This is a genomic window from Pseudonocardia yuanmonensis (assembly GCF_039542425.1).
In the GTDB taxonomy this organism is placed as follows: Bacteria; Actinomycetota; Actinomycetes; order Mycobacteriales; family Pseudonocardiaceae; genus Pseudonocardia; species Pseudonocardia yuanmonensis.
Window position 1 is genome coordinate 164,291 of the sequence record NZ_BAABIC010000001.1, and the last position, 24,473, is coordinate 188,763.

20 protein-coding genes are annotated in these 24,473 nt (G+C 71.2%); 9 read left to right on the plus strand and 11 right to left on the minus strand.

Annotation, left to right across the window (positions count from 1 at the left end; genetic code table 11):
• Nucleotides 1-27: 27 nt before the first annotated feature.
• The 7 genes from ABD990_RS00750 to ABD990_RS00780 form a co-directional block, all read right to left on the minus strand.
• Nucleotides 28-657 carry a 4Fe-4S single cluster domain-containing protein gene (locus ABD990_RS00750; protein WP_345377649.1) on the minus strand — a complete coding sequence of 210 codons (630 nt, stop codon included), beginning with the start codon at nucleotides 655-657 and terminating at the stop codon, nucleotides 28-30.
• Nucleotides 654-1,976: a protein kinase domain-containing protein gene (locus tag ABD990_RS00755; RefSeq protein ID WP_345377650.1), complete on the minus strand. Its 1,323-nt coding sequence runs from the start codon at nucleotides 1,974-1,976 to the stop codon at nucleotides 654-656. The genes ABD990_RS00750 and ABD990_RS00755 overlap by 4 nt, the downstream gene beginning before the upstream one ends.
• 3 nt (nucleotides 1,977-1,979) lie before the next feature.
• Nucleotides 1,980-2,846: a PP2C family serine/threonine-protein phosphatase gene (locus ABD990_RS00760; protein ID WP_345377651.1), complete on the minus strand. Its 867-nt coding sequence runs from the start codon at nucleotides 2,844-2,846 to the stop codon at nucleotides 1,980-1,982.
• A complete protein-coding gene (locus ABD990_RS00765; RefSeq protein WP_345377652.1) occupies nucleotides 2,809-3,552 on the minus strand; it encodes a vWA domain-containing protein in 744 nt (247 codons plus the stop codon). The genes ABD990_RS00760 and ABD990_RS00765 overlap by 38 nt, the downstream gene beginning before the upstream one ends.
• A gap of 28 nt (nucleotides 3,553-3,580) precedes the next feature.
• Nucleotides 3,581-4,384 carry a hypothetical protein gene (locus tag ABD990_RS00770; RefSeq protein ID WP_345377653.1) on the minus strand — a complete coding sequence of 268 codons (804 nt, stop codon included), beginning with the start codon at nucleotides 4,382-4,384 and terminating at the stop codon, nucleotides 3,581-3,583.
• 474 nt (nucleotides 4,385-4,858) lie between these two features.
• Entirely contained in the window at nucleotides 4,859-5,134 is a 276-nt protein-coding gene (locus ABD990_RS00775; RefSeq protein WP_345377654.1) for a hypothetical protein, read from the minus strand.
• Nucleotides 5,135-5,284: 150 nt separating this feature from the next.
• Nucleotides 5,285-6,292 carry a S8 family peptidase gene (locus tag ABD990_RS00780; RefSeq protein ID WP_345377655.1) on the minus strand — a complete coding sequence of 336 codons (1,008 nt, stop codon included), beginning with the start codon at nucleotides 6,290-6,292 and terminating at the stop codon, nucleotides 5,285-5,287.
• Nucleotides 6,293-6,829: 537 nt separating this feature from the next.
• On the opposite strand from ABD990_RS00780, the gene ABD990_RS00785 reads away from it, so the two are divergent.
• The 3 genes from ABD990_RS00785 to ABD990_RS00795 all read left to right on the plus strand — a co-directional run bounded on the left by ABD990_RS00785 (nucleotide 6,830) and on the right by ABD990_RS00795 (nucleotide 11,475).
• Nucleotides 6,830-7,951, plus strand: coding sequence for a M14 family metallopeptidase (locus ABD990_RS00785; RefSeq protein ID WP_345377656.1), 1,122 nt, complete (start codon nucleotides 6,830-6,832; stop codon nucleotides 7,949-7,951).
• A gap of 30 nt (nucleotides 7,952-7,981) precedes the next feature.
• On the plus strand, nucleotides 7,982-8,242 hold the full coding sequence (locus ABD990_RS00790) for a hypothetical protein (protein WP_345377657.1): 261 nt from the start codon (nucleotides 7,982-7,984) through the stop codon (nucleotides 8,240-8,242).
• 158 nt (nucleotides 8,243-8,400) lie between these two features.
• Nucleotides 8,401-11,475, plus strand: coding sequence for a TIR domain-containing protein (locus ABD990_RS00795; RefSeq protein WP_345377658.1), 3,075 nt, complete (start codon nucleotides 8,401-8,403; stop codon nucleotides 11,473-11,475).
• 65 nt (nucleotides 11,476-11,540) lie between these two features.
• Here ABD990_RS00795 and ABD990_RS00800 read toward each other — a convergent pair whose 3' ends face one another.
• Nucleotides 11,541-12,386: a hypothetical protein gene (locus tag ABD990_RS00800; protein WP_345377659.1), complete on the minus strand. Its 846-nt coding sequence runs from the start codon at nucleotides 12,384-12,386 to the stop codon at nucleotides 11,541-11,543.
• A gap of 129 nt (nucleotides 12,387-12,515) precedes the next feature.
• Here ABD990_RS00800 and ABD990_RS00805 point away from each other — a divergent pair, with 129 nt between their 5' ends.
• Nucleotides 12,516-13,319, plus strand: coding sequence for a neutral zinc metallopeptidase (locus ABD990_RS00805; RefSeq protein ID WP_345377660.1), 804 nt, complete (start codon nucleotides 12,516-12,518; stop codon nucleotides 13,317-13,319).
• A 90-nt stretch (nucleotides 13,320-13,409) separates the two neighbouring features.
• On the opposite strand, the gene ABD990_RS00810 is transcribed toward ABD990_RS00805, so the two are convergent.
• Nucleotides 13,410-15,011 (minus strand): serine hydrolase, encoded by a 1,602-nt coding sequence (locus ABD990_RS00810; protein ID WP_345377661.1) that lies wholly within the window; start codon nucleotides 15,009-15,011, stop codon nucleotides 13,410-13,412.
• Nucleotides 15,012-15,181: 170 nt separating this feature from the next.
• Nucleotides 15,182-16,411, minus strand: a complete 1,230-nt coding sequence (locus ABD990_RS00815; protein WP_345377662.1) for an MFS transporter — start codon at nucleotides 16,409-16,411, stop codon at nucleotides 15,182-15,184.
• Nucleotides 16,412-16,542: 131 nt separating this feature from the next.
• On the opposite strand from ABD990_RS00815, the gene ABD990_RS00820 reads away from it, so the two are divergent.
• Complete coding sequence (locus ABD990_RS00820; protein WP_345377663.1) at nucleotides 16,543-17,172, plus strand: class I SAM-dependent methyltransferase; 630 nt, start codon at nucleotides 16,543-16,545, stop codon at nucleotides 17,170-17,172.
• Nucleotides 17,173-17,175: 3 nt separating this feature from the next.
• On the opposite strand, the gene ABD990_RS00825 is transcribed toward ABD990_RS00820, so the two are convergent.
• Nucleotides 17,176-18,525, minus strand: a complete 1,350-nt coding sequence (locus ABD990_RS00825; protein WP_345377664.1) for an NAD-dependent epimerase/dehydratase family protein — start codon at nucleotides 18,523-18,525, stop codon at nucleotides 17,176-17,178.
• A gap of 429 nt (nucleotides 18,526-18,954) precedes the next feature.
• Between ABD990_RS00825 and ABD990_RS00830 the strand changes: the two genes are divergently transcribed.
• From ABD990_RS00830 to ABD990_RS00845, 4 genes are all read left to right on the plus strand, one after another.
• Nucleotides 18,955-19,992 (plus strand): UDP-glucuronic acid decarboxylase family protein, encoded by a 1,038-nt coding sequence (locus tag ABD990_RS00830; protein WP_345377665.1) that lies wholly within the window; start codon nucleotides 18,955-18,957, stop codon nucleotides 19,990-19,992.
• 239 nt (nucleotides 19,993-20,231) lie between these two features.
• Nucleotides 20,232-22,016 (plus strand): glycosyltransferase family 2 protein, encoded by a 1,785-nt coding sequence (locus ABD990_RS00835; protein WP_345377666.1) that lies wholly within the window; start codon nucleotides 20,232-20,234, stop codon nucleotides 22,014-22,016.
• Between the two features lie 16 nt (nucleotides 22,017-22,032).
• The gene (gene galE, locus ABD990_RS00840; RefSeq protein ID WP_345377667.1) at nucleotides 22,033-23,055 is read left to right on the plus strand and encodes a UDP-glucose 4-epimerase GalE; all 1,023 of its coding nucleotides are present in this window, start codon (nucleotides 22,033-22,035) and stop codon (nucleotides 23,053-23,055) included.
• A 16-nt stretch (nucleotides 23,056-23,071) separates the two neighbouring features.
• Nucleotides 23,072-24,388, plus strand: coding sequence for a UDP-glucose dehydrogenase family protein (locus ABD990_RS00845; protein ID WP_345377668.1), 1,317 nt, complete (start codon nucleotides 23,072-23,074; stop codon nucleotides 24,386-24,388).
• Nucleotides 24,389-24,473: the final 85 nt, after the last annotated feature.

The following is a 24,473-nucleotide window of genomic DNA, read 5'->3' on the forward strand; positions in this document are numbered from 1 at the left end:
GGACGAGACTGTACTTCGGTGATCTGCTCATCGGCGATCTCGCGCCTCGACCAGGCCGGCCGCGCCGGCGAGTGCCTCGCGGAAGCCGGGCGTGTGTGGAACGCCCAACCACTGGACATCGCCGCCCGGCCCGATCTCGATCTGGAGGCCTGCCGGGTCGTCGGGCTCGGCGAGGACGTCGAGGTGCCGGTCGCTCAGGACGTGCAGTCGCTGGTTGGTCGAGGCGCGCCAGCGGAGCGGCGCGTGGCGGCTGCTGACGTACGGCCCGTCGATGAGCAGATCGACGAGACCGAGCAACTCGCGCTGAGCCGGGTCCCCCCGACGGAGCCCTTCCAGTGTGTAGCCGGTGTAGCAGCAGACGGAGAGATCCCGATCGTCCCGGATCTGGTGAATGAGAGCGACGAGCCCTGCAGCCTGTGCGAAGGGTTCGCCGCCCGACACCGTGAGCCCGTCGACGGCGAACTCGAGGATCTCCCGGGCGAGTGCATCCACGGCGACACGTTCTCCGCCGGTGGAGGGCAGCCACTGCGGGCTCACGCAGCCGGCGCATCGAAGGGGGCAGCCCTGCACCCACAGGCCGTACCGGTCACCGGGCCCGAGCACTCGACAGGATCGGTGCGTCTCCGCGACGAGCAATTCGGCCGTCGGGGTCGTCATCGGGCCGCCAACGAGATGACGATGATCAGGACGATAACGGCGACCACCACCCAGGTGAGGATCTTCGCGCTCGAGACCGAGGCGTCCTTCTGGTCGGCTCCGTCGGGCGTGACGGAGCCCGCAGAAGGTGTCGGGGACGGAGCGGAGCGGGTCGTCGCCCTCGCCGCACCCGTGGTAGCGGTGGCGCGGGCGCCGGCGGGCCCACGGGCCGGGGTCGGTGGCCGCGGAACGGTGTGCCCGCGCTGCGCGGGACCTGGCTGGTGCCCGAGCCGGCGAACCGTCCGGCCCCGGGTCGGGCTGAGCGCAAGCGGAAAGGAGTCACCCCAGCCATGATCGATGCGCTCGCACCACACGCAACGGCCGAGCCCGCGATGGTGGAAGTGATTGGCACTCACTCGACACGTTGTGAGCTCCATCCCGAGGCGGGCGAGGGCGGCCGCCCACTCTGCGGCTGCGGGTCGCGCATCGGGATCGCTGTGCCCCGGCCCGAAGCAGGCTCGCGCGAGTGCGAGGACGGCGGGCGAGAGCACGTCCGGCGTGATCAGGTCCGGTACCTTGACGAGCCGCTCCGGGAAGACAAGGCGGTTGTTCTGAGCGGTGATGTTCTCCCGCGTGTCCGAGTCACCGTCGACCCGGGAGACCGGCACGCCGTGGAAGGGATGCTGTCCCTCCATCAACATCTCGCAGACGAGGATCGCCAGGCCGAAGTCGTCGTGTGCAGCGTCGAGCGCCTCGCCGCCTCCGACCTCGGGTGGGCAGTAGTCCGGTGTCAGCTTGCTGCAGGAGTGATGCGCTCCGGTGCCGGTATCACTGAATTGCACGGTGTCGCAGTCGATGAGGGTCACGAGGCCGGCGGAGTCGACCATGATGTTTGCGGGGCTGACGTCCCCCATCACAATGTCGTGCCGGTGAAGGGTGTCGAGGAGCGTAGCGGTTCGGCCGGCTATCCCGACGAGAGACCTCCACGTCGGCTCGCGCATCGAGATGAAGCGCATGTCGGGCTCGAGCAGCTTCGTGAGTCGCTCGCCCTCGATCCGGGGCATCACGAACCCTCGCGTCTCGCCCGAACTGTCGACCAGGCGTTCCAGGGGCCATGCGAGGTGCACGTGCTCGCTGGTCTCCCCCCGCAGTTCAGCGGCCGGATGATGCTTGAGCGCCTCCAACCGGCTCTCCAGCGTCGGCGAGGGATCGAAGTAGAGCTTGGCGCACAGGTCCTTCGTGCCGACGATCTCCCGCACGACACCTTCCGCGCCCTTGCCCAGAGAGCCACCGAGTTCGATCTCTCGACCCGTGGGCAGCCGCAGCGTCGTCCCGGACATCGATCACTCCTGCACCATGATGATCATCGTCTTGTCGTCCCCCGACGACTTCGCGAACCGGTCGGAGGCGAGCACGCTCGTCAACTCGTCGGGACCGGTGGCCGGCGAGGCGAAGTGGTCGAAGTAGCGGACGAAGTCCGGCGGCGCGGTGTACCACAGGATGTCGTCGGCGTCCTTGCGGTAGGTGAGCAAGGCCTCGTACAAGCCGTCTGTCGCCAGCGCGATTCCACGTATACCGCTGTCCTGCACGAGGCCGGTGCTGAAGTGCTCGTGCCGCGATTCCGACGTCATGAATACGGTGGCGCCGCCGTGTTCCCGCACCTCTTCCACGGGCGAGAGGAGGAACGTCCCGCCCGGTCGTCGTTCGACGACGAGAAAGCAGTCCCCGACGGCGACGTAGGCGAGCCACGGCGGCGCGGACACGACGGCGAGCAGGGTCGAGGCGTAGTCACCGAGCCTGATCCTGTCCGGACCGAGGCCCTCGGAGCGCCGGTCGTGCTCGATCTGCGCCGACAAGCTCCGGTCGAAGATGTCGAGTACGTGGCTACGCATGTCCCCGCAGGCGCGACGCCAGCCTGCCTCGTCGGAAGGAAGTGCCGCAGCGAAGACGGTCTCGGCTGCAAGGATGGCAGATCGCACGGCGAGCATCGCGCCCACGGCAGAACGCTCTCGCGACCCAGCTCCATCAGCGACGACGGCTACGGTCGCGCCGCTCGTCAGCACCTTTGTACCGAGGCCGTCCTGGTTCGGCTTACCGACCTTGGAGTGTCCAGGACCGGCGACGGATCCTTCGACGATCCGCCACTGGACCGCAGCCCGCTGCGCCCTCATCTCAGGCTTTCCCCTCGAGGAACTCGCGCATCCGCGCATGGCGGTCCATCTGCTCGTTGACGATGTCGTAGGCCTGGTCGGCCGGCATGTCGTGGACCGACGAGGCAGCAGCCGCCTCGATACTCGTCGAGACGAGGGACAGGACGTCGGCGAGCCGGGCATCCGCAAGGAGGCGCCACGCACGCGGTGCGAGTCCTCGAAGGACGAACTCGTCTGCTCCGTCCACGCCGAAGGCGAAGAACAGGAGGTGCCGTCCCTCCTCCTGTCGCCGAATGACGGGCGCGAAGTCACGCCAGGCGTTCGTCGGGTAGCCATTCTCGTCGGTCGGGACACCGTCTGTGATCAGGTAGACGAGGGACCTGTTCAGGAGCGAGAACCCGTCCTTGCGCAGCTGCTGCCGACGGTCCGCGAGCACCGTGAATGCATACTGCAGCCCGTCGATCATCGGGGTGACCCCGCCGGCCCTGAGCGGCGGCGGATCGAATCGGGAGACGGGCACGTATGCCTGGCCGGGATCTCCGGACAGGTCGACGAGGTTCACGTGTCCCTCACCGAACGTGATCATCGCGATCTCACCGAACCTGCGAACGACATCGTCCTCGACGAGCTGCTGTCGCCAATCCTGGAGCGCGGCGTTGAGCTCGGCGATCCGCTCGCCCTCCATCGAACTGGAGGTGTCCACCACCAGGGTGAGCAGCAGCCTGCTCTTCGCCGCCTGTACCGGCAGATCGCTGAGGCCGGTCACCGGTCGATTCACTGTGCTTCCTCCGTCCTCAACTGGGGACCCGCCTGCGCACGACGACGACTTCGCCGCCTCCGTCGACCACGTCGACCTCCTGGTTCGGCCCCAGGACGTGCTCGGCCGGGCCCTCGACGACCGACCACCGGAGCACCCCGTCGATCTCGGTGTAGCCACCAGCGTTGCTCACGAAGGTCCGGGTGAGCGGACCGGTGGGAGGGCGCCGTCTTCTCGGTGGTGGCGCGGGGCCGGGTCGCACCGGCCCGGGTGACGTGACAGCCGGCAGCACCCTCGACGTGGTCCGGGAGCGGTCCGGGGGTGGCGTGCGGGACGGTTGCCACGAGGACGCGTTGGACCGGAGCGGCTTGGGCGTTCGTCGTCCGGGAAGGCCGCCGACTGCGCCGAGCACGGCCACGAGGACTGTGAGGAAGCATCCGGCGAGCAGAGCTCCCAGGAACCCGGTCATCGGACGGTCGACCGTGAATGTCGCCGCCCCCTTGCTGTTCGACACGACGCCCTCGTCTCCGCCGAGGTCGACCGCCACCTCATCGAGCGATCGGAAGGTGGTGACGAGGAGGCCATGCCCCAGCTTTTCCCTCAACGCGCATTCGGGGTGCTCGTCGGTCTCACCGCCGTCACGGCGACACGCGGATTCCCCGGAGGCGTGCGGCACGAGGAGCACCACTGAATCAGCGTCGTCGGCACCTGCGGTGTCGACCCGTTCCTGGAGCTCGTCGGACCCCGGCAGATCACGCAGATCGATGATCGACGTTCGCGAGCCCGTGGGACCCGCGATCGCCGACGCCACCACCACGAGAACCGTCGCCGCGATCAGCACTCCTCCTAGCCAGAGTGACCATCGCCGTCCAGTCGACATCCTGCGCACGGCCTCCCACCTCTTCGCCGCTGCCGCTTACCCGATAGAGCTCATGACGCCTACGTGGCGATGAGGAGAAGTGGGGTATACGGCCTGATACGGAGCGTGCCCAATCCCCTCGGAGCGGGGACCCGGGGAGAAGTACGTATTGCGTCCATGGTCCTGCTCTTTGGACCTCGACAGAATTGGGGATCGGGCACGCACCTGCCTCGGCCGGGCGGTGGTTCATTCGACGGGTCTGCGGACGGCGCCCGAATCGCTCGACGGCTCGGGCCGCTTCGTCGACCCTGACAAGCGCCGAACCTGCCCAGATGTCGACGTTCACGCGGTCGAGCAGCCAGGACGGCCAGCGCTCAGACCGGCCACCGAGCGCTGCGTCGCAGGCGGCTGCGGCTGTCTCGTACACCGGGCGGGAACGGCTGTCCTCTGACGCGGTCAGGTGGCGACGTGCCTCGGCTCCGCCAGGACGATCCGACGGACGTCGGAGCGCTGCGCCACGCTTCGGATCTCCTCCCCGGTGAGGTCCACCGCCACCGCGTTCACGAGCCCCAGCGGACGCGGCCGACTCGCCACGCCAGCACGATCGAGATGCTCCAGCAGATCGCGCTGGAGCAGTTCCATCTCGCGCTGCACGGCGTCGAGACGCGCGTTCGGGTCGCCGTCCGCCTCCGGCACCGGGGTCGGTGCCGCCAGCTGGATCACCACGCCCACGCGAGGCTCGCTCGAACCCTCCGCACGCCGGTTCTCGAGCGCCCGCCAGACGCCGGGGTCGACGGTGCCGCGGTCGTCGGTCATCCGGGTACCTCCCTCACCTCGGGCGGTGGCCGGACGGCTCACCGCCCGAGGGCAGGGTACGGCGCGTCAGGGCTTGACGGGCAGGGTGCGGATCAACGCACCCATCGCATTGACCAGCCCGTACCCGACCTGGTCGGGAGCAAGCTGAAGCCGCTCACACGTGTCCTCGAGAAGCTTCTTGACCACGGACGGCTTGGCGCCGGCGTTCTGCTCCAGGATCAACGCCGCGAGACCGGCGACGTGAGGGGACGCCATGGACGTTCCGCTGAGCGAGGCGAAGCCACCGCCGGGGACGGTCGACTGGATGTCGACGCCGGGCCCCGCCACGTCCGGCTTGGTGAACCGGATCGGCGAACCGGGCGAAAGACGACCGCTGCCGGGGCCGACACTCGAGAAGGGCGCGAGCTGCTTGCCCTTGTCGACGGCACCTACCGTGATCACTCGGCGGGCCGCGCCCGGATGCCTGATGTTGAACTGTCCCGGCCCGGCTACGGTCCCCTCGTTCCCGGCGGCGACGACGAGGGTGACGCCGAGTCGCATCGTGTTGTCGGCGGCCACGCAGAGGATGCAGTCGGCGTCGTCGCAGACCCAGTTGTGGAAGGGTTCGCTCCAACCGAGACTGAGGTTCGCGACGTCGGCGTCCCGGCGTACGGCCTGCTCGAGGCCGTCGATCACGAACTGCGGCTCCCCGAAGCCGGCGGCCGTGAGCACCTTGATGTTGATGATGTCGGCGTTGAACGCCACACCACGGAAGACGGCATCGGCGCTCGCGATCGTCCCCGCCACGTGCGTCCCGTGATCTCCCGGGGTGGCGACGCCCTCTCCGGTCACGTCGACCTCGTCGACGACCCGGCCGGCCAGTGCGGGATGCGTGCTGTCCACGCCGCTGTCGAGCACGGCGACCCGCACTCCGCGTCCACTCGCGCCGAATTCCTCCCATGCCTCTCGGGCCTGGATGACCTCGACGCTCTCGCGCATGGCGGTCACCTTGTCCAGTCGCTCGAGACGGACCAGCGCGACCTCGTCGTCGTCGGCGATCTCGTCCAACTGTTCAGGGGTGAGCTCGACGGTCACCGCGTTCGTGAGCGTGTGCTGCTTGGGTGTGGCGCCGGGGGCGACGGTCTCGATGTGCCGGATCAGGTCCTCCTGGCTCCGCCGCGTCTCCCTCCGAAGATCGTCGAGAGCCGTGCTGCGGTCCGCCGCGGCGTCCTCGCTCGCGAGGATCGTCTCCTGGTGGGAGATCGTGACCCGGAGCGGGGCGGCGTCAACCTCCGCGGCACTCACGCCCCGTCCGCGTGCACGCCGACGCTCGTCCTCGATGTGTGTGAGCAGCCTGGGTTCGAACTTCTCGGTGGTCACTGCATCCCCCTCGTCCATGGTGTCCTGGCGGAACCTCGGCAGATCCGTGCGGTGAGCGAGTGAAGACCCTCCGTGACGGCGGGTCGATACGCAGTAGTGCGTAGCGTCACCCGGCAGATCGGCGCAGTGACGAGATCCGTACGCCGAGTGCGTAGATGTACGTACGTGACGAACGCTCGCGGGCGTCCCATCGTCATCCCGCCGGCAGTGCATCTCATCTCAGGAGGAGCCATGGCGAGTGTGATCGTCAGAGTGACGTCCACCAGTGCCCGGTCCCCGCTCGCTCGTCTCGTCGCCATCCCGCTCGGGCTGGACCTGTGGGAGCTGCATCCCGACCACGCGGTGCTGCAGGCCGACGAGGCACAGGCTTCACGACTCGAGGCCATGGGCTACGCCGTCGAGCAACTCCGGCTGAGCGAGTCGTACCTGACCGACTTCGCGACGGAGTCGGCCGTCACCGGCTACCACTCCGCCCAGACCCTGGAAGAGGATCTACGTCAGCTCGCCGACGACAACCCGGAGATCGCCGAGCTGCACGAGATCGGCCACAGTGTCGAGGGGCGCCCCATCCTCGCCCTCCGTCTCGGGGAACGGCGTGGGAGCTCGCGCAAGGTGGCGTTCCTCGGCTGCCACCACGCCCGGGAGTGGATCTCGGTCGAGGTGCCGTTCCTCCTGGCCGAGGACCTGGTCGCGAACGCCTCGGCGGACCCCGTGCGCGAGTGGCTGCAGCGAGGGGAGATCTGGGTCGCCCCCATGGTCAATCCCGACGGCCACGAGTTCACGCGGACGCCGGGGAACCGGTTGTGGCGCAAGAACCGGCGTCGCAACCGGGACGGCACCGTCGGCGTCGATCTCAACCGCAACTACGGCTACATGTGGGGCACGCTCGACATCGACACGTCCAGCCACACGCCCGCCGACGAGACGTACGTCGGACCACGGGCCTTCTCCGAGCCGGAGTCACGCGCCGTCCGCGACCTCGTCGCCCGCCAGGCCTTCGGAGGAGTGCTCACCTACCACAGCTACTCCCAGCTCATCCTCTATCCCTGGGGCTACACCGACGAACCCATCGTCGACGAGACGGATCACCGGGAGATGCGGGACCTGGCCGGGGACATGCAACGGCTCATCGCCGGCGTGCACGGCGAGACCTACACCGCGCAGCAGTCCTCCCGGCTGTACCCCACTGCCGGCGACACCACCGACTGGACCTACGGCGAGTACGACGTCCCGTCCTTCACCGTCGAGTTGCGACCGGCGTCGGCGCTGGAGGGTGGTTTCATCCTGCCGGCCGGCCAGATCCAGCCGTGCTGGGAGGAGAACCGCCCGGCTGCTCACGCGTTCATCGGGCACGTACTGGAGAAACCGGCGTGACGAGCACGGGCATGACGAGAAGGAGCTCCGGTGGCCGGCAGGGGCGAGACCTGGATCGCACGTCTGACGCCCGCGTCGGGCAGGAGCGTCGACGACCTCCTCGCCGCGCGGCTCGGGCTGGACGTGTGGGAGCGGCACCCGGACCACCTCGTGGTCGCCGCGACCGAGGGCCAGCTCGGGGAGGTGGAGCGGCGACACCTCGCCGAGGTCGAACGGCTTGTGACCCGCTCGCAGTACGAGGCGCGCACGGACGACGGGCCGGGAACGACGTCGTCCGCGACATCGCCGTGAAACCAGGCCGCAAGGTCGCAGAAGTACGTATGTGAAGGCGCTGTGGGTGCGGGTGCGTATGGACAGCGCCGGACCGTCAGACGTGCCACCGGCCCGCGTAACGCACCGGACACTCTCCGCGACCCTGGTGACACGTGTGTCGAAGGTCAGGGGAGTCGGTGGGCCGCGAGGGCTACGCGCTGGGCGTGGACGTCGGCATGTCCACAGTGGCCGCTGCGGTGTGTCGACAGGGGATCACCGACACGGTCGTCCTGGCCGGCGCGGCTGCCGTCGTGCCCGCCCGCTACCGGCTCGACGAGCACGCGCAGGCGGTTCTCGGTGAGCCCGAAGGGCCGATCCGACCTCTCGGCGACGACGCCCCGCCCGGTGCCCTCGTCCGTCTCCTCCGGACGATCGTCGACGTCGTCTCCGAACAGGAGGGCGGCCCGCCGGACGCGGTGGTGATCGCGCACCCGACCTCGTGGGACGGGGCGCACCGGGACCGGCTCGCCACCGCCGTCCGCCTCCTCGACCTGCCCACGACGCGGATCGTCACGGCGCACGAGGCCGTGGCCGCATACCTCGCCGACACCGAGGAGGAGGGCGACGCACGCTCCGTGGCCGTGCTCGACGCCGGCGCGACGCAGTGCACCGCGGCCGTCGTCGTGCTGCGCGCCGGTCGGTACGAGCTCATGCCCCCGGAGTCGACGCCCGGGGCCGACGAGGCCGACGAGACGCTCGGCGACACACTGCGCCGGCGTCTCGGTCCCGACGTCGACCTGCCCGCCTCCGCGGTACGCCGCACCCGGGAGGAACTGACCACCGCCTCCGAGACGACGCTCGAGGTCGAGGGCGGCGAGGTCCGCCTCGACCGACGGCAGCTCGAGGTGGTGCTGGCCCTGCCGATCAGCAGCGCGGTCCTCGCGCTGATGGCGACCCTCCGAGCGGCCGGCTTCGCCGAGGGGCGGGGCGACGGGCTGCGATGCGTGGCGGTCGTCGGCGGCTGGTCGCGCACACCGCTCCTGCGCGAACTCCTGGAACAGCACCTCCCTGCCTCGGTACTGCGCTTCCCGCCCGAGCCGGACACCGTCGCCGCACGAGGCGCCGCCGTCCTCGCCGACCACGACCGTCCGGCGCTCGCGGAGCCGAAGCCCCCCGCGTGGGACGACGACGTCCAGTTCACCGTCCACCGGCCCGCGACGGTACGGGCGGCGACCTGGACCCCGCTGCTGGTCTTCGCCCACAAGACCGACGCGGTCGTCGACCCCGACTCGGGGGAGACGGTCGACCCGACGCACCTCGTGCAGAAGGCCGCCGAGCGGGCCGTCGCCGACCGTCCCGAGCCGTACGGGTCCGTCGCCGCGCCCGCCGCCCAGCCGTTGGCCCACGGCGACGAGATCGTGGTCGAGCCCTGGCTGCGGGAGGGCGAGGTCAACCCGCCGTCGGCCGCCTTCCGCTGGGAAGAGGCCGTGCACAAGGTCGAGTTCCGCATCCGGGCACCGGAGCGGGCGATCGGCCGGTCGGTGAGCGGCGGGGTGCGGATCTTCCTCGGCGTCCTGCTCGTCGGCGAGGTCACGTTCCGGATCACCGTCACACGGGACCGGCAGGCGGCGAGCCCTCCGCGGGAGCGCGACGTCGCGGTCCGGTACCGCAAGATCTTCGCCTCGTACTCGCACCGGGACGCGGACATCGTGCGGGCCGTGTCCTCGGCGGTGTCGGTGATCGGGGACCGGTACATCGTGGACTCCGCGGCGCTGCGGGCCGGGGAGCGGTGGGAGCCGCGGCTGCGGGAGCTGATCGAGGAGGCGGACGTCTTCCAGCTCTTCTGGTCGCACAACGCGATGCGCTCGACACACGTGCGCGACGAGTGGGAGTACGCCCTGGGGCTGGGCCGCGAGGGGTTCGTCCGGCCGGTGTTCTGGGAGGATCCCCGGCCCGAGGACGTGGCCGCCGGGTTGCCCCCGGCCTCGCTCGACCGGCTGCACTGGTCGTGGCTCCACTCCCCCGTGCCGACGGCGGAACGGCGGCCCACCGGTCCGCCGCCACGTCCGGCAACCGAGCCGCCGGACGCCGTGACGATGCCGCACTTCCGGCCACCGCCCCCGGCTGCGGCGCCACCTCCGGTCCCGCGTGCGCCGCTACCGTACGGACCCGTGAGGGTCGGGTCCCCCGACCTCCAGCCACCGTTCGGGGCACCGGGCGAACCGCAACCCCCGACGGCCGCACCGCGCCGGAGACGGCACCTCGCCCTCGTGGCCGCCGCGGCGGCGGTCGTGATCGCCGGCGGCGTGGCGGTGGTCGGCCAGGTGAGCAGCGGTCCGTCGGGCGGCGGAGCCGTGGCAGCGCCGCCCGCGGCCGTCGCCGAGGCTCCTCCAGCCGCAGGCGCCGCAGCAGTCGGGTCGTTCACGACCATCGGGACCGACCGCTCCGCCCTCTCCCCCGACGGCGCGACCCTCTACCTCGCGGCGAGAGGTGGGGTGCGCGCACTACCGACCACCGACCTCGCCGGCGGAACCACCATCCCGGTCGCGGGCGGCGAGGTCCGAGCCCTGTCGGTCTCCCCCGACGGGACGCAGCTGTTCGCGAGCGTCGGCGGTGCCGCGCCGGCCGTCGTCGTGCTCGATCCCGTGGCGCGGTCGGAGATCGGGCGCTTCCCGCTGCCTGCTGCCGCTGCTTCGGTCCGACCCGTCCCCGGACGCCCCCAGGTGGTGGCGGCCCTTCCCGGTCGCCGGGCGGTCGCGCTCGTCGACACGAGCACGGGCACCGTCTCGACCACGCCCTCGCCCCTCGCGGCGGACTGGCTGCGGATCGGGCTCGACGGCCGGGCATGGTTCCTCGCGAACGCCGACACGCCCGCCCTCGGCGTGACGCTCGCGGACACCGCCGTCGGCACCACCATCCCGCTGCCCGGTCCACCCGCGGTCGTCGCGATCCGGGAGACAGGTGTCCGGCAACAGCTGGCCGTGGCGACCGGGGCGACCGTCGCCGTGCTCGAATGGCCGGGCGGCGCGGCGACCGCGTCCGTGCAGGTTCCGAGCGGGCCGCGCGCCCTCGCCTGGGCACCGGAGGGCCCCACGCTGTACGTGGCGGACGGCCAGGGCTCGCTCCTGGTCGTCGACGCCGCACGGGCGACCATCACCAGAACCATCCCGGCCGGAGCGGTGGCGGCGGAGCTCGTCGTGAGTCCCGACGGGCGCTACGGCTACCAGTACAACGCGGACGGGTCCGTGACCAAGGTGGCCCTCGCCGGCTGACGGGAGCGCTGCGGAACGATCATCTCGGTGCTCACGGTGGAGCGCTACCGACGCCCGACTCCGAGCTATCCGTCGTCGTCCTCGTCGCCGTCGTCCTGGGACGTCGAGCTACTCGTGCTCCCGGTCGTGGTCGTGGTCGTCGTCCGCGAGGTCGTGGGCCTCGGTGTGGTCGTGGTGGGGCGTGTCGTCGTGCGGGGCTTCGGTCGGGTCGTCGGAGTCGTCGGGGTCGGTGCAGGCGCGACGGTCGTCGGCCTGGGCCGAGTGGTCGTCGTGGGCTTCGGCTTCGTGGTCGCGGTCGTAGTCCTGGTCGGAGGACGCGACGACGAGGTCGCTGGGGCCGCGGGCGGTGGGGCCGGAGGTGCGGCCTCGTTCTCCGGAGTCAGCGGGTTGTCCGTGACCCCGGCCGCGGAGCGGACGAAGACCGGGCTCGCGCCGCCGGGGCAGCTCACGGCGGCGGGCTCGACGCGGTTCAGCGTCACGTTCAGGGCGGTGAAGACCGCACAGCGGGGCAGCCGCCGGTCCGGGCCGAGACCGTTCCAACCGAAGGTGCTCGCCTTCTGGAAGTGCGCGAGGGCGCCGGACTGGTCACCGCGGCACATCTGGATCGCGGAGGCGAACAGCAGGACCTCGCGCGGGCTGGTGAGCCGGTCCCACCGCGACTCCAGGGCCTTCTGCCCGGCATCGCACCCAGTCCGCAGGGCCCGGTAGACCTCGGCATCCGGGCCGTCGCCGCTGATGTCGGCGACCAGCGCCCAGTCGTGGCTCGGCGGAAAGGTCGGCAACGGCCGGGTGCCGCCGCCCGCGGCACACCCGGCCGGCAGGAGGACCACCCCCGCCGCGAGGACGGCCAGCAGGCGAGACCCGTCCCGGCGGACGGACCGAGCCGTACGGCGCGCGTCCTCGCCGGCCATCCGGCGAGGGTCCCAGTCGAGGCGGCAGGCGTCATCGGCCTGATGGCGGAGGCAGGAGACAGGTAGGTGGGGACCGGGCGAGGTCCGTGCGTCGCAATCGTGGACGACACCGGAAACGAATGCGCAGGAGTGTGCGACCCAGCCCAGACACCGGCCGAGGACGGCGGAGGCGGCCGGTGGAGAGGCTTGGGGGCGATGAGCATGCGGATCACGCAGAGCGTGCGGCAGGTCACGGGGGTGCTCGCCGCAGGCGCGGTACTGATGCTCGGACTCAGCGGGACCGCGACGGCGCAGCCGGCCCAGGCGCCCGCCTGCCCCACGCTCGAGGGCTGCTACGGCTACCAGGACATGCAGGCCTTCTACGACGAGCTCATCGCGCTCGTCGACGGGTTCTCCGCGGCCAGCTATTCGAGCATGTCGCGCCCGGTCTACCGGTACGTCCCGAGCGGGACGCAGCGATCGACGGCCTGCATCGACACCACCGGCGCACCCGCGGTCGCCGACGGGACCACCTTCAACTACTGCCCGGCCGACCAGACCGTGTACGTCGGCCAGGACTCCCTCCACGAGCTGTACTCCCTGTCCGGCGACGCGGCCGCGGCGCTCGGGTTGGCCCACGAGTGGGGCCATCACGTGCAGACCGTCGTCGGAGTCTCCGCCACCGTCGTCAGCCAACTCGGCGCGATCCAGTCCGAGAACCAGGCCGACTGCATCGCCGGCGCCTTCCTGGGCCACCTCGATGCCCGGGGGATCCTCGAGCCGGACGACTACGCCGACGTCAACACGGTGCTGCCGAAGATCGCCTCCGGCGAGGACGACCTCGGACGCGTCCACGGGACCATCTCGGAGCGTGCAGCGGCGGTGGACCTGGGTCTGGGGCAGGGGCTCGGGGCGTGCAACACGTACTTCCCGGACACGCCCGTCATCGTGTGAGCCGGGGCTGCCTGCTCCAGCCGCCCAGGACCGGACCGACGGGACGATCTTCTCGACGTCTGTGATCGACGACGGGTCCGGGCAGCACCACTACGCCCCGCGCGTGAAGGTGCCGAGCCCGCGCTGGTCGTAGAAGGTCAGTGTCACGCCGTCGATCCGGCCGTCCGGGCCCGGCTTGAAGATCGCTCCGGAGGTGCCGGTCGCGTTCTCGCCGATGCTGGCGAACGTGAAGGTGTCGCCGTCGTAGGCGGTCAGCGGGAAGGTCGTCGGCTTCTCCGGCGGCCCCATGGTGATCTGCAGCTTCCCATTGCCCTCGGCGACGGTGAGGGGGCCGTAGTAGGGGCTGTCGTAGGTCCCGGTGTAGGCGGTGAGGGCCTGCGGGGGCTTCGGGTGGGCCGGCGCGGTGTCGTACGGGTTCGGCGGCTGCTCCTCCGACGCCGCCAGGGCCTTCCCGTAGAAGCCGAGCCAGTCCACCGTGGGCCTGCCGTTCTGCGCGGCGTCGAAGAAGGCGTTGTTGACGGCCTCCGGCACGCCGATCGGGTAGCCGTTGGTGAACGTGACGATGCCCAGCTGCTCCACCGGCAGGAGGGCGACGTTGGTGGCCGCACCGAGGGCGAAGGCGCCCGAGTGGTCGAGCCGGAGCCGACCCTGGTCGTCATAGGAGACGTTCCAGCCGAGCCCGTAGAACTGCGTCCGCGCGCCGGGCTGCTGCGGCGTGTGGAGGTCCTGGTGCGGGATGTGCGTCTCCTGCAGGGCCGCGGGGTCGATCACCTGGGTGCCGCCGAACTTCCCGGCGCCGAGCTGCAACCGGATGAACTGCGCCATGTCCCGCACGGACGAGCTGAGCCCGCCGGCCGGGGCCTCGGCGTCGGCGTCGCGCAGGTACTTCGCCTGCCACGTGGCGCCGTTCGCACCGTCCTCCCGGACGTGGATCAACGCCTTGTTCGGCCGCGACTCGTAGACGCTGTGCTCATAGCTCGACGAGGTCATCCCGAGTGGTCCGAACAGGGTGTCCTGGGCCAGGGCGTCCCAGGACTGCTTCGCGGCGTCGGCGGCCGCGACGCCGCCCTCCGTGTAGCCGAAGTTGCTGTAGTTGTAGCTGGCGCGGAAGGCGTCGAGGGGCTGCTGGTTCAGCCTGGGGAGGATGTAGTCCTGGTCGAAGCCCAGGTCCTCGAGCAGGTCCCCGGCCCCGGTGTAGAGCCCGCTCCGGTGCGACATCAGGTCGGCGAAGGACGCGTTGGCGGTCACGAACGGGTCTCGCAACGAGAACGACGGGTTGTACTTGATCACCGGGTCGTCCCACGCGATCGTCTTCCGGCCGACCACGCCGGCGACGATCGTCGAGGCGACCGGCTTCGACACCGAGGCGACCTGGAAGACCGTGTCGGGGTCGACGGCGTCGGGCTTGCCGACCTCCCGGACGCCGAACCCCTTCGAGTACACGACCTGGTCCCGATACACGACCGCCACCGCGACGCCGGGGACGCCGGTCCGGGACATCGCGTCCTGCACGATCGAGTCGAGCTGGCCGACCGCGGTGTCCACCTGCTGCTCGCCGAGCCGTGCGGTCGGACCGGGTGGCTGGGGCAGGAGGGACCGGGTGCCCGAAGTGGGGACGGCGGAGCTGCTCGTCGCGGTGTCGGTACACCCGGCGGCGGCGAGCGCCAGCACGGCCACCGCCGCGAGGACCACCGGTCCACGATGGATCCGAGACGGACGGGTGGTCATGGGGTCTCCTGGCGTCGTGGACGGGGGCTCGGGCGATCACTCGTGCGTGGCGATCACTCCGTTACGCCGGAAGGCGCAAAGCCGTGGTCCGGCCTCCTCCCCGTAGTGCGACATTCCGACGGCTCGAGATCCGGTCAGAGGCGAGGTGAGGCGCGGCGGCCCCTCCTGGCAGACAGACCGCCGCCGAACACCCCGGCCGTTGCTGCCACCGCAATCCCCAGCCCGCCGACGGTCAGGACCGCCATCGCAGGCGAGGCCAGGTCGATCAGCAGCCCGGCCAGCGGGGTGCCGGCGGCCGCACCCAAGGTGATCGCCGAGGCGTGCAGCCCGGTGACCACGCCGCGCGCCGGCTCCGGGGCCAGCCGGCTGACCGCCTCCGAACTGGCGGCCAGCGACGGGGCGAGCAGCAGCCCGCACGGCAGCAGCAACAGCGCATAGGACCACCAGACCCCGCCCAGGGCCACCGGCAGCGCCGCCACCCCGACCGCGGCGGTGATCACCGGGAGGGACGGCGCCCTGGTCATCGCTCCGTAGACGAGGCCGCCGGTGAGCGAGGCGAGGCACCACACGGTGTTGACCACCGGGATCCAGGCCGCCTGCCCGCTGCTCTGGAGCCCGGCGATCATCGTCAGCTCGGTGCCGAACACCACGATCACCGCGGCCGCAGTGGCCAGCAGCGCGGCCAGCAGGCGGCGGTCGAGCCATTGCCGGATGGGCGGGGCAGCGCCCTCGTCGTCGGTGCGCGGGGCCCGGGTCAGGGGGTTGAGCAGCCACAACGCGGCCCCCGCCAGCACCCGCCCGCCGCCGACGGTCCACACGGCCAGCGGGGACGACGTCTGCAGCACCAGCACGGTGCCCAGGGCAGGCCCGATGATGTAGGACAGCTCGACGGCCATCGAGTCGACGGCGAAGGCCGGGCGCCGCTGCGCCTCGGGCACCAGCGCGCCGATCGACTGACGCACCACCGAGAACAGCGGAACCCCGAGGGTGCCGGCCAGCAGCGCGCCCACCACCAGCGCCGGGTAGGGCAGGACGGGCGCAACCGACCAGAACGCGGTCTCGGTGACCATGCCGAGCACCAGCACGGGGCGCAGGCCGACCCGGTCGATGAGTCGGCCGAGCAACGGCGCGCCCACGGCCATGCCGATCGTGCTGGCGGCCCCGACCGAACCGGCCGCGGCGTAGCCCTGGCCGAGGGTGAGCACGACGTGCAGGGTGAGCACGATGGCGGCACCGGACGCCGGGATGCGCGACAGCAGCGACAGCCCCAGCAGCGGCGGCAGCCCCGGTATCCGCAGGACCGCCCGGTACGGCTCGAACCTGCCCCTCGTCCCCGTCCTCGCCTTCCCGGCCGTCACCGCCACCTGGTCATCGTGCCTGCCGGGGCCGACCGGACACGACTCGATTCGGGCGCGTCCTCCCACGTCTGCCGCCGGCGGTGACGGGGCGGGTGCCGGCACGAGAAGATCCCGGTGGACGGGACGGGGGAACACGGGTGGTCACGGACAAGCAGCGGGCGCGGTGGGCGCGGTGTTGGGACAAGGGCGTCGACGCGACGGACCGATCCATGCGCCGGCTGGACAAGGTGCTCTTCCGCGACAGCCGTGCCTGGGTCTGCGGGCAGGCGGAGGGGACGGTCCTCGAGATCGGCGTGGGCACCGGGTTGAACCTGCCCCACTACCCGTCCGACGTCCGGCTGACCGGCATCGACCTGAGCCCCGGGATGATCCGAGCGGCGCAGGAGCGCGCGAGGGCACTGGGCCGCGAGGCCGATCTGCGGACCGGCGACGCGGAGCATCTCGACCTGCCCGACGCGTCCGTCGACACCGTCGTGTGCACCTTCGCGCTCTGCAGCATCCCGGACGACCGGCGGGCGCTCGACGAGATGGTGCGCGTGCTGCGGCCCGGCGGCCGCCTCCTGCTGGCCGACCACGTCGCGTCGTCCGTTCCGCCCCTGCGACTCGTGCAGCGCATGACGGAGTGGATCTCGATCCCGGTCGGCGGGGAGCACTTCCGCCGCCGTCCCCTGCTCCACGTCCTCGCCGCAGGGCTGCAGGTGGAGCAACGCGAGCGGTTCGCCGCCGGGATCGTCGAGCGGCTCGTCGCACGCAGGCCCGGCGTCTGAGCCTCAGACCCCCGCGGCCAGCCCGCCCGGGCGCACGGCCTCGGCGACGGCGTCGTCGATCAGGACGTGGTCGGGGTCGATCACCTCGCCCGGGTGGGCGGAGGCGGCGAACCGGCCGAAGCGCTGCAGGTCCTCCGCCGGTGCGGAGTGGAGGCTCGCGCGAAGTGCCGACCACGTCGCCGCGGTCAGGATCGCGCGCAGCCGGGCGTCGGAGGCGCCACCTGCGCAGGCCGAGGCCAACTCCGCGACGCGCACCTTGACCGCCTCCGACTGCCTGCCCCGCAGACTGATCCGGTTCGCCTGGTCCGCGAGGATCGCCTCGCACGAGTACGACTCGAGGGCGTTGATCAGCGGGCCGGCGTCACCTGCCGTCGCCGGGTCGTACGAGGCGGGGTGCACGCCGGCCTCGTAGCCCGCCTCGTACCCGCAGAAGTAGATCGGCGCGTTGCTGCCCGCATCGCTGCGGACGCCCAGTGCGAGGTCGAGCAGCGAGAAGGGCCACTGCAGGTTCCGGAGCGTCACCAGACCGGACCGCTCGGCCGCAGCCGTCATCAGCTGCGCGGACTCCAGCGCCGACTGGCCGTAGAAGGCGATGTCCGGTGAGTGCAGCCGGATGGTGCCGCCCTCGCACCATCGGCGCAGCTTGCCGAGGATGAGGCTGTTGTCCACGACGTGCGTGAAACGGACGGCCGAGGTCACCGGCAGGGACACGCCGGACAGCAGGGCCTCGCCGATCTTCTTGGTGGCGGCGTAGACGTCGCGGGTGAAGTAGCGCACGGCCTTGCCCGTCGAGGCGAACACGAGGCGGCCGGCCCGCACCTCCTCGGCCGCCCTGAACACGTTCCGGCTCCCGAGCACGTTCGTCTCGACGGTCCGGCGCACCTCACGCTCTGCCGCGCCCGGGTCACGGACGGCCGCCAGGTGGAAGACGGCGTCGGGCCGGATCCGGCGGAACGCCGCGCCGACGTCGTCGGCCGACCGGACGTCGACCTGTTCGTACTCGACGCCGGGCACGAGGCGTCGAGGACGGGTCAGACCTCGGCTGAGACTGACGACGCGGCGGCGCGGGGAAGTTGCGAGCTGTTCCAGGAGCGCGGTCCCGATGCACCCCGTCCCCCCGGTGACGAGCACCGTCTCCCCGGCGAGGTCCAGGGACCGGAGCCCCGCGACTCCCCGCCGGGTGACGGCTCTGAACCGGTCGTACTCGGCGGACCCGTCGGAGGTCCGGGCGAGCTCGTCGGCAAGGACGGACAACCGGGACGCCTGCTGCACATCCAGTGTGGACAGAGCAGGAGGGCCGGTGTCCCGCATGCGGCGGACGATCTCGGCGCGGGTGCCCGTGGGCGGGGCCATGCGGGTCTCCTCCGGGTATGGACGAGGGAGCGACGGATGTTTCCTCGACGTCTCCCATTGCCGAAAACCGAGCATCATCGGGCGGTCACAATGGGCGACGTCCGCGGTCGATCGACCCGCGAACACGCTCCAGTTCGTCCGCCCAGCGGAGATCGTTACCGTTCTCGGGACCACCGATGCCGAGCTGAGACGATCTCGCGCCCGACATCCTGTCCGTGATCACCACTGCGACGGGTCGACCACAAAGAGTGAACAGCTCTGTACCAATTCAGGTCGTTGCGCTGCGATGACACTTGCTTGCTGTGATCGCCACCACGTGAGGTAACGACTGAGCGTGGCAAGCCGAGCCTTGCCGCAACGTGACGACGCCGTCCGTGTCCGCTCCCCCGGAACAGCACGCACACACTCACTCCCGCCCTTGGAGAAATCATGCGAATTGTGGTGACCGGCGGCGCCGGATTCCTGGGATCACACCTGTGTGACGCCCTGATCGCACGCGGTGACACCGTTGTCTGCGTCGACGACCTCTCGACCGGTCGCGCCGGAAACGTCCGGAATCTGACCGGGAATTCACGCTTCTCCCTGATCGTCGCGGATGTGTCGGCGGAGCTCGAGGTTCCCGGTCCGGTCGACGCCGTGGCGCACCTCGCCAGCCCGGCATCTCCGCCCGACTACCACCGCCGTCCACTGGAGACGATGGCGGTGGGTAGCCGTGGGACCGAGAACGCGCTGCGCCTGGCCGAGGTGAACGGCGCCCGGTTCGTGCTCGCCTCGACCAGCGAGATCTACGGCGACCCCCTGGTACACCCGCAGCCGGAGTCGTACTGGGGCAACGCCAACCCCATCGGGCCGCGCAGCATCTACGACGAGGCCAAGCGCTTCGCCGAGGCGTTGACGTCGGCGTACCGGCGGACCCTGGACGTGAACACCGGCATCGTGCGCATCTTCAACACCTACGGCCCTCGCATGCGGCCGCACGACGGCCGCGTGGTGACCAGCTTCATCGCCCAGGCGCTCAACGGCGACCCGCTGACCATCTACGGCGACGGCAGGCAGACCCGCAGCTTCTGCTACGTCGACGACCTCGTGGCCGGCCTCGTCGCGATGATCGACTCCGATGACGCGGGCCCGGTCAACCTCGGCAACCCGGTCGAGCGCACCGTCGCCGAGCTCGCCGAGCTGGTCCTCGAGATCACCGGCTCCGACTCGCCCATCGAGTACCACCCGCTGCCGGTCGACGACCCCACCCGCCGCAAGCCCGTGATCACCCGGGCGCAGGAGGTGCTCGGCTGGAACCCCGAGATCCCTGCCGAGGTCGGCCTGCAGCTCACCGTCGACTACTTCCGGCGGCACCTCGACGAGGTCGTGGCGGCCCGCCCCGCGATCGCCGGCGGGCAGATGGACGGCGGCCCCGCCGTCGCGGTCCCCGCGCAGGTGGCCTCGGCCACCCGCGCAGCGGTCGCCTGACGCTCGTCCGTCCGTCCGACACCTCCATGACCAACGCGATGCCCGACGCCGGCGACGGACACCTCGCCGGAGCGCCCTTCCCCACCCGAGAGGCCCATCCGATGCACGGAGCCGCGCGCCGACCCTCGGCCGCAGAGGCTCGAGAGGACCTGGCCGGAGCGGTCACCACCCGACTGCGGGTCGTGCCGCCTGCTCCGCCGTCGCCCGGGCCGGCGCGACCTGCCGACCCCTATGAAGCCGTGATCGAGCTGTCCCAGGGCCAGATCTCGCGGGTCGACAGGAACGGCCCCTTCTTCGACCGTCACCGCAACCGCCGCCGCAGGCTCGGTCGCGGGTCGTTCGTGCCCGTCCTGTCGACGCGGGACCGGGTGGTCGTCGCCCTGCTGTCGGCCGGCTGGGTGGCCTGCCTGGCCTGGTTCTGGGTGTGGTGGTTCCAGCCCGACCACCGTGTGACCTGGGTGGGCCTGGCCATCAACAGCTGTCTATTGGTCTACCTGTCCTGCCTGCCGATCTACTTCGTCGTGGGGGTCAACCGGCTGAAGCGCATCGCGCCTCATATCGATGTACCGCCGCTGCGGGTCGCATTCGTGGTCACGCGGGCTCCCTCGGAACCGTTCGAGGTCGCCGAGGCGACGCTGCGGGCGATGCTCGCGCAGGACTACCCGCACCCGTACGACGTCTGGTTGTGCGACGAGGCGCCGACGGACGAGATCTGGAAGTGGTGCGCCACGCACGGGGTCCGGATCTCGACCAGGCAGGGCGTGACCGCCTACCACCGCGACTCCTGGCCGCGCCGGACGAAGGTCAAGGAGGGCAACCTCGCCTACTTCTACGACCACCACGGCTACGAGCACTACGACGTGGTCTCGCAGCTGGACTGCGACCACAAGCCGGAGCCCGGCTACCTCGCGGAGATGGTCCGGCCGTTCGCCGACGACGCCATCGGCTACGTCTCCGCCCCGAGCGTCTGCGACACCAATGTGGACCAGTCGTGGTCCGCGCGGGGACGGCTGCACCGGGAGGCGACGTTCCACGGACCGGCCCAGCTGGGGCACAGCGCCGGCCTGGCGCCGGTGTGCATCGGTTCGCACTACGCGGTGCGGACCCAGGCGCTCCGCCAGATCGGAGGCCTGGGCCCCGAGCTGGCGGAGGACTTCTCCACCACGTTCCTGCTGAACTCCGCGGGCTGGCACGGCGCCTTCGCGATCGACGCTCACGCGCACGGAGACGGACCGCTGACCTTCTCGGCCATGCTGGTCCAGGAGTTCCAGTGGTCCCGGAGCCTGACGGTGGTGATGCTGGGCCTGGTCCCCCGACATCTGCCCCGGCTGCCCTGGCGTCTTCGGATCCGGTTCGTCTACGCCCTCATCTTCTACGCACTCCTGGCCGCGACGACGGTCGGTGGGCTCACGCTGGCGCCGATCGCCGCGGTCGCCGGGGTGCCGTGGATCAACGTCGACTACCTGGGCTTTCTCCTGCACTGGTGGTCGATCTCGATCTGGGTCCTCGTCCTGGCGATGCTGCTCAAGCGACGAGGTCTCCTCCGACCGGCCGACGCCCCGCTGGTCAGCTGGCAGAACTACCTGTACTGCCTGACACGGTGGCCGTACATCGCGCGGGGCGTCGCCGTCGGGATCCGGTACGCGATCCGGCCCCGGCCGACGACCTTCAAGGTCACGCCCAAGGGCGCGGGTGGGCTGGAACCGCTGCCGCTGCGGCTGATCCTGCCCTACGTCCTGGTCACGCTCGTGATGTCGGGCGCCTCGCTCTACGCCGAGAGCTTCACGCAGGCGGCGGGCTACGTCTTCCTCTGCCTCCTCGCCGGGGTGACCTACGCCGGCGTCGGCATCGCCGTCCCCCTGCTGCACGCCCGGGAGGCAGCCCGCATCGCCGGGCGGCGGTTCGCCTCCGCCGCCCGCGAGACGGTCGCGGTGCCGCTGACCGTGGCCGGCCTGGCGGTCGTGCCCGTCGCCGTCGCCGTCGCCCGGTACCCCGCCTACTTCGTCGCCGTCTTCGGCGGCTGACCGGAAGGACCACCCGATGCCCGAGACCGTCCTGGTGACCGGCGGCGCCGGCTTCATCGGCAGCCACACCTGCGTCGAGCTGCTCGACCACGGCCACGAGGTCGTCGTGGTCGACGACTTCTCCAACAGCTCACCCAGCGCCGTCGACGCCGTGGCGAAGCTGGCCGGCCGGCCGCTGACCCTGCACGAAGCGGACCTGCGGGACCGCGCGGCGCTCGACGCCGTCTTCGCTGCCCACGACATCGACGCCGTCATCCACTTCGCGGCGAAGAAGGCGGTCGGCGAGTCCGCCCGCATCCCGCTGGAGTACTTCGACATCAACATCGGCGGCACCACCGCCCTGCTCCGCGCGATGAACGACCACGGCGTGCACAGGCTCGTGTTCTCGTCGTCGTGCTCGATCTACGGCGACACCAGCAAGGTCCCGCTCGACGAGGACGACCCGGCCGGCCCGACCAATCCCTACGCCCGCACCAAGTACGTCTGTGAGCAGCTGCTCGGCGACGCCTGCGTGCGGTACCCCGAGATGTCCGTGATCGCGCTCCGGTACTTCAACCCGATCGGCGCGCACCCCAGCGGCATGCTCGGGGAGGACCCGACCGGCGTGCCCAACAACGTCCTGCCCTACATGGCGCAGGTCGCAGTCGGGCGGCTCGACGAGCTGCCCGTCTTCGGGAACGACTACCCGACACCGGACGGCACCTGCGTCCGGGACTACATCCACGTCGTCGACGTCGCCGACGGGCACCGCGTGGCGCTCGACCATCTCGACGACGAGACGGGGCTGCGCGTGTTCAACCTGGGGACCGGCCGGGGTGCCTCGGTGCTCGAACTCGTCGCCGAGTTCGGTCGCGCCGTCGGGCGGCCGATCCCCTACCGCATCGAGGGCCGCCGCACCGGCGACGTCCCGATGCTCATCGCCGATCCCGGCCGCGTCGAGCGGGCGTGGGGTTGGCGGACGACCCGCGACCTCACCGCGATGTGCGAGGACGCGTGGCGCTTCCAGCGACTCAACCCGGCGGGCTACCCCGCCTCCTGATCTCACGAGGACACCCATGCGCATCACCGTCATCGGCACCGGCTACCTCGGGGCCGTGCACGCCGCCTGCATGGCCGACGCCGGCCACGAGGTCCTCGGCGTGGACGTCGACCCCCGCAAGCTCGCCGCCCTCTCCGAGGGGCGCCCACCCTTCTTCGAGCCCGGCCTGCCGGAGCTCCTGCGCCGCACCGTCGACGCGGGGTCCCTCCGCTTCACCGACTCGCTGCAGGAGGCGGGCGAGTTCGGTGAGGTCCACTTCGTCTGTGTCGGCACGCCGCAGCAGCCGGGCTCGTACGCGGCGGACATGAAGTACGTCGACGCCGTGGTCGACGGGCTGACCCCGCACCTGCGGAACGGCAGCCTCGTCGTCGGGAAGTCGACGGTGCCGGTCGGGACCGCGGCTCGGCTGGCGCAGCGCATCGCCGAGCTGAACCCGGCTGTCGACGCCGAGCTCGCGTGGAACCCCGAGTTCCTCAGGGAGGGGTTCGCGGTGCAGGACACCCTGCGTCCGGACCGGCTGGTGGTCGGCGTGACCTCGGAGCGGGCCGATGCGATGCTGCGCGAGGTCTACGCCCCGATGCTCGAGGCCGGCTGCCCCTACATCAGCACCGACCTCGCGACGTCCGAGCTGGTCAAGGTCGCCGCCAACTCGTTCCTGGCCACGAAGATCTCGTTCGTCAACGCGATGGCCGAGATCTGCGACGCCGCCGGGGGCGACGTCGTCACCCTTGCCGACGCGATCGGGCACGACACGCGCATCGGCCGCCGGTTCCTCTCCGCGGGAATCGGGTTCGGCGGCGGGTGCCTGCCCAAGGACATCCGGGCGTTCATGGCCCGCGCGGGCGAGCTCGGCGTGGGCGAGGCGCTGTCGTTCCTGCAGGCCGTCGACGAGGTCAACATGCGACGCAGGCAGCGCACGGTCGACCTGGCCCGTGAGCTGGTCGGCGGGTCCTTCCTCGGTCGCAACGTCGCCATCCTCGGTGCCGCCTTCAAGCCGGACAGCGACGACGTCCGGGACTCGCCCGCGCTGAACATCGCGGCGGCCATCCAGCTGCAGGGCGGACAGGTCCGGGTCCACGACCCGGAGGCCATCGACAACGCCCGCGCCCAGTTCCCGACGCTCGACTACGCCCTGGACATCGAGAAGGCGTGCGAGCGGGCCGACCTCGTGCTGCACCTCACCGAGTGGACGCAGTACCGGGAGCTCGACCCCGGCCGCCTGCTCACCGTGGTCCGCGAGGCGGTGCTGATCGACGGCCGCAACACGCTGGACATCGCCGCGTGGCGTGCGGCGGGCTGGACCGTCCGCGCGCTCGGCCGCTCGCAGCACTGAGCGGCGCTACGGTGACCCGGCCGGCGACCCGCGGCGGGTCGCCGGCCGGCGGCCGTTCCCTCGCACGTCCCGACCCGACCGGAGG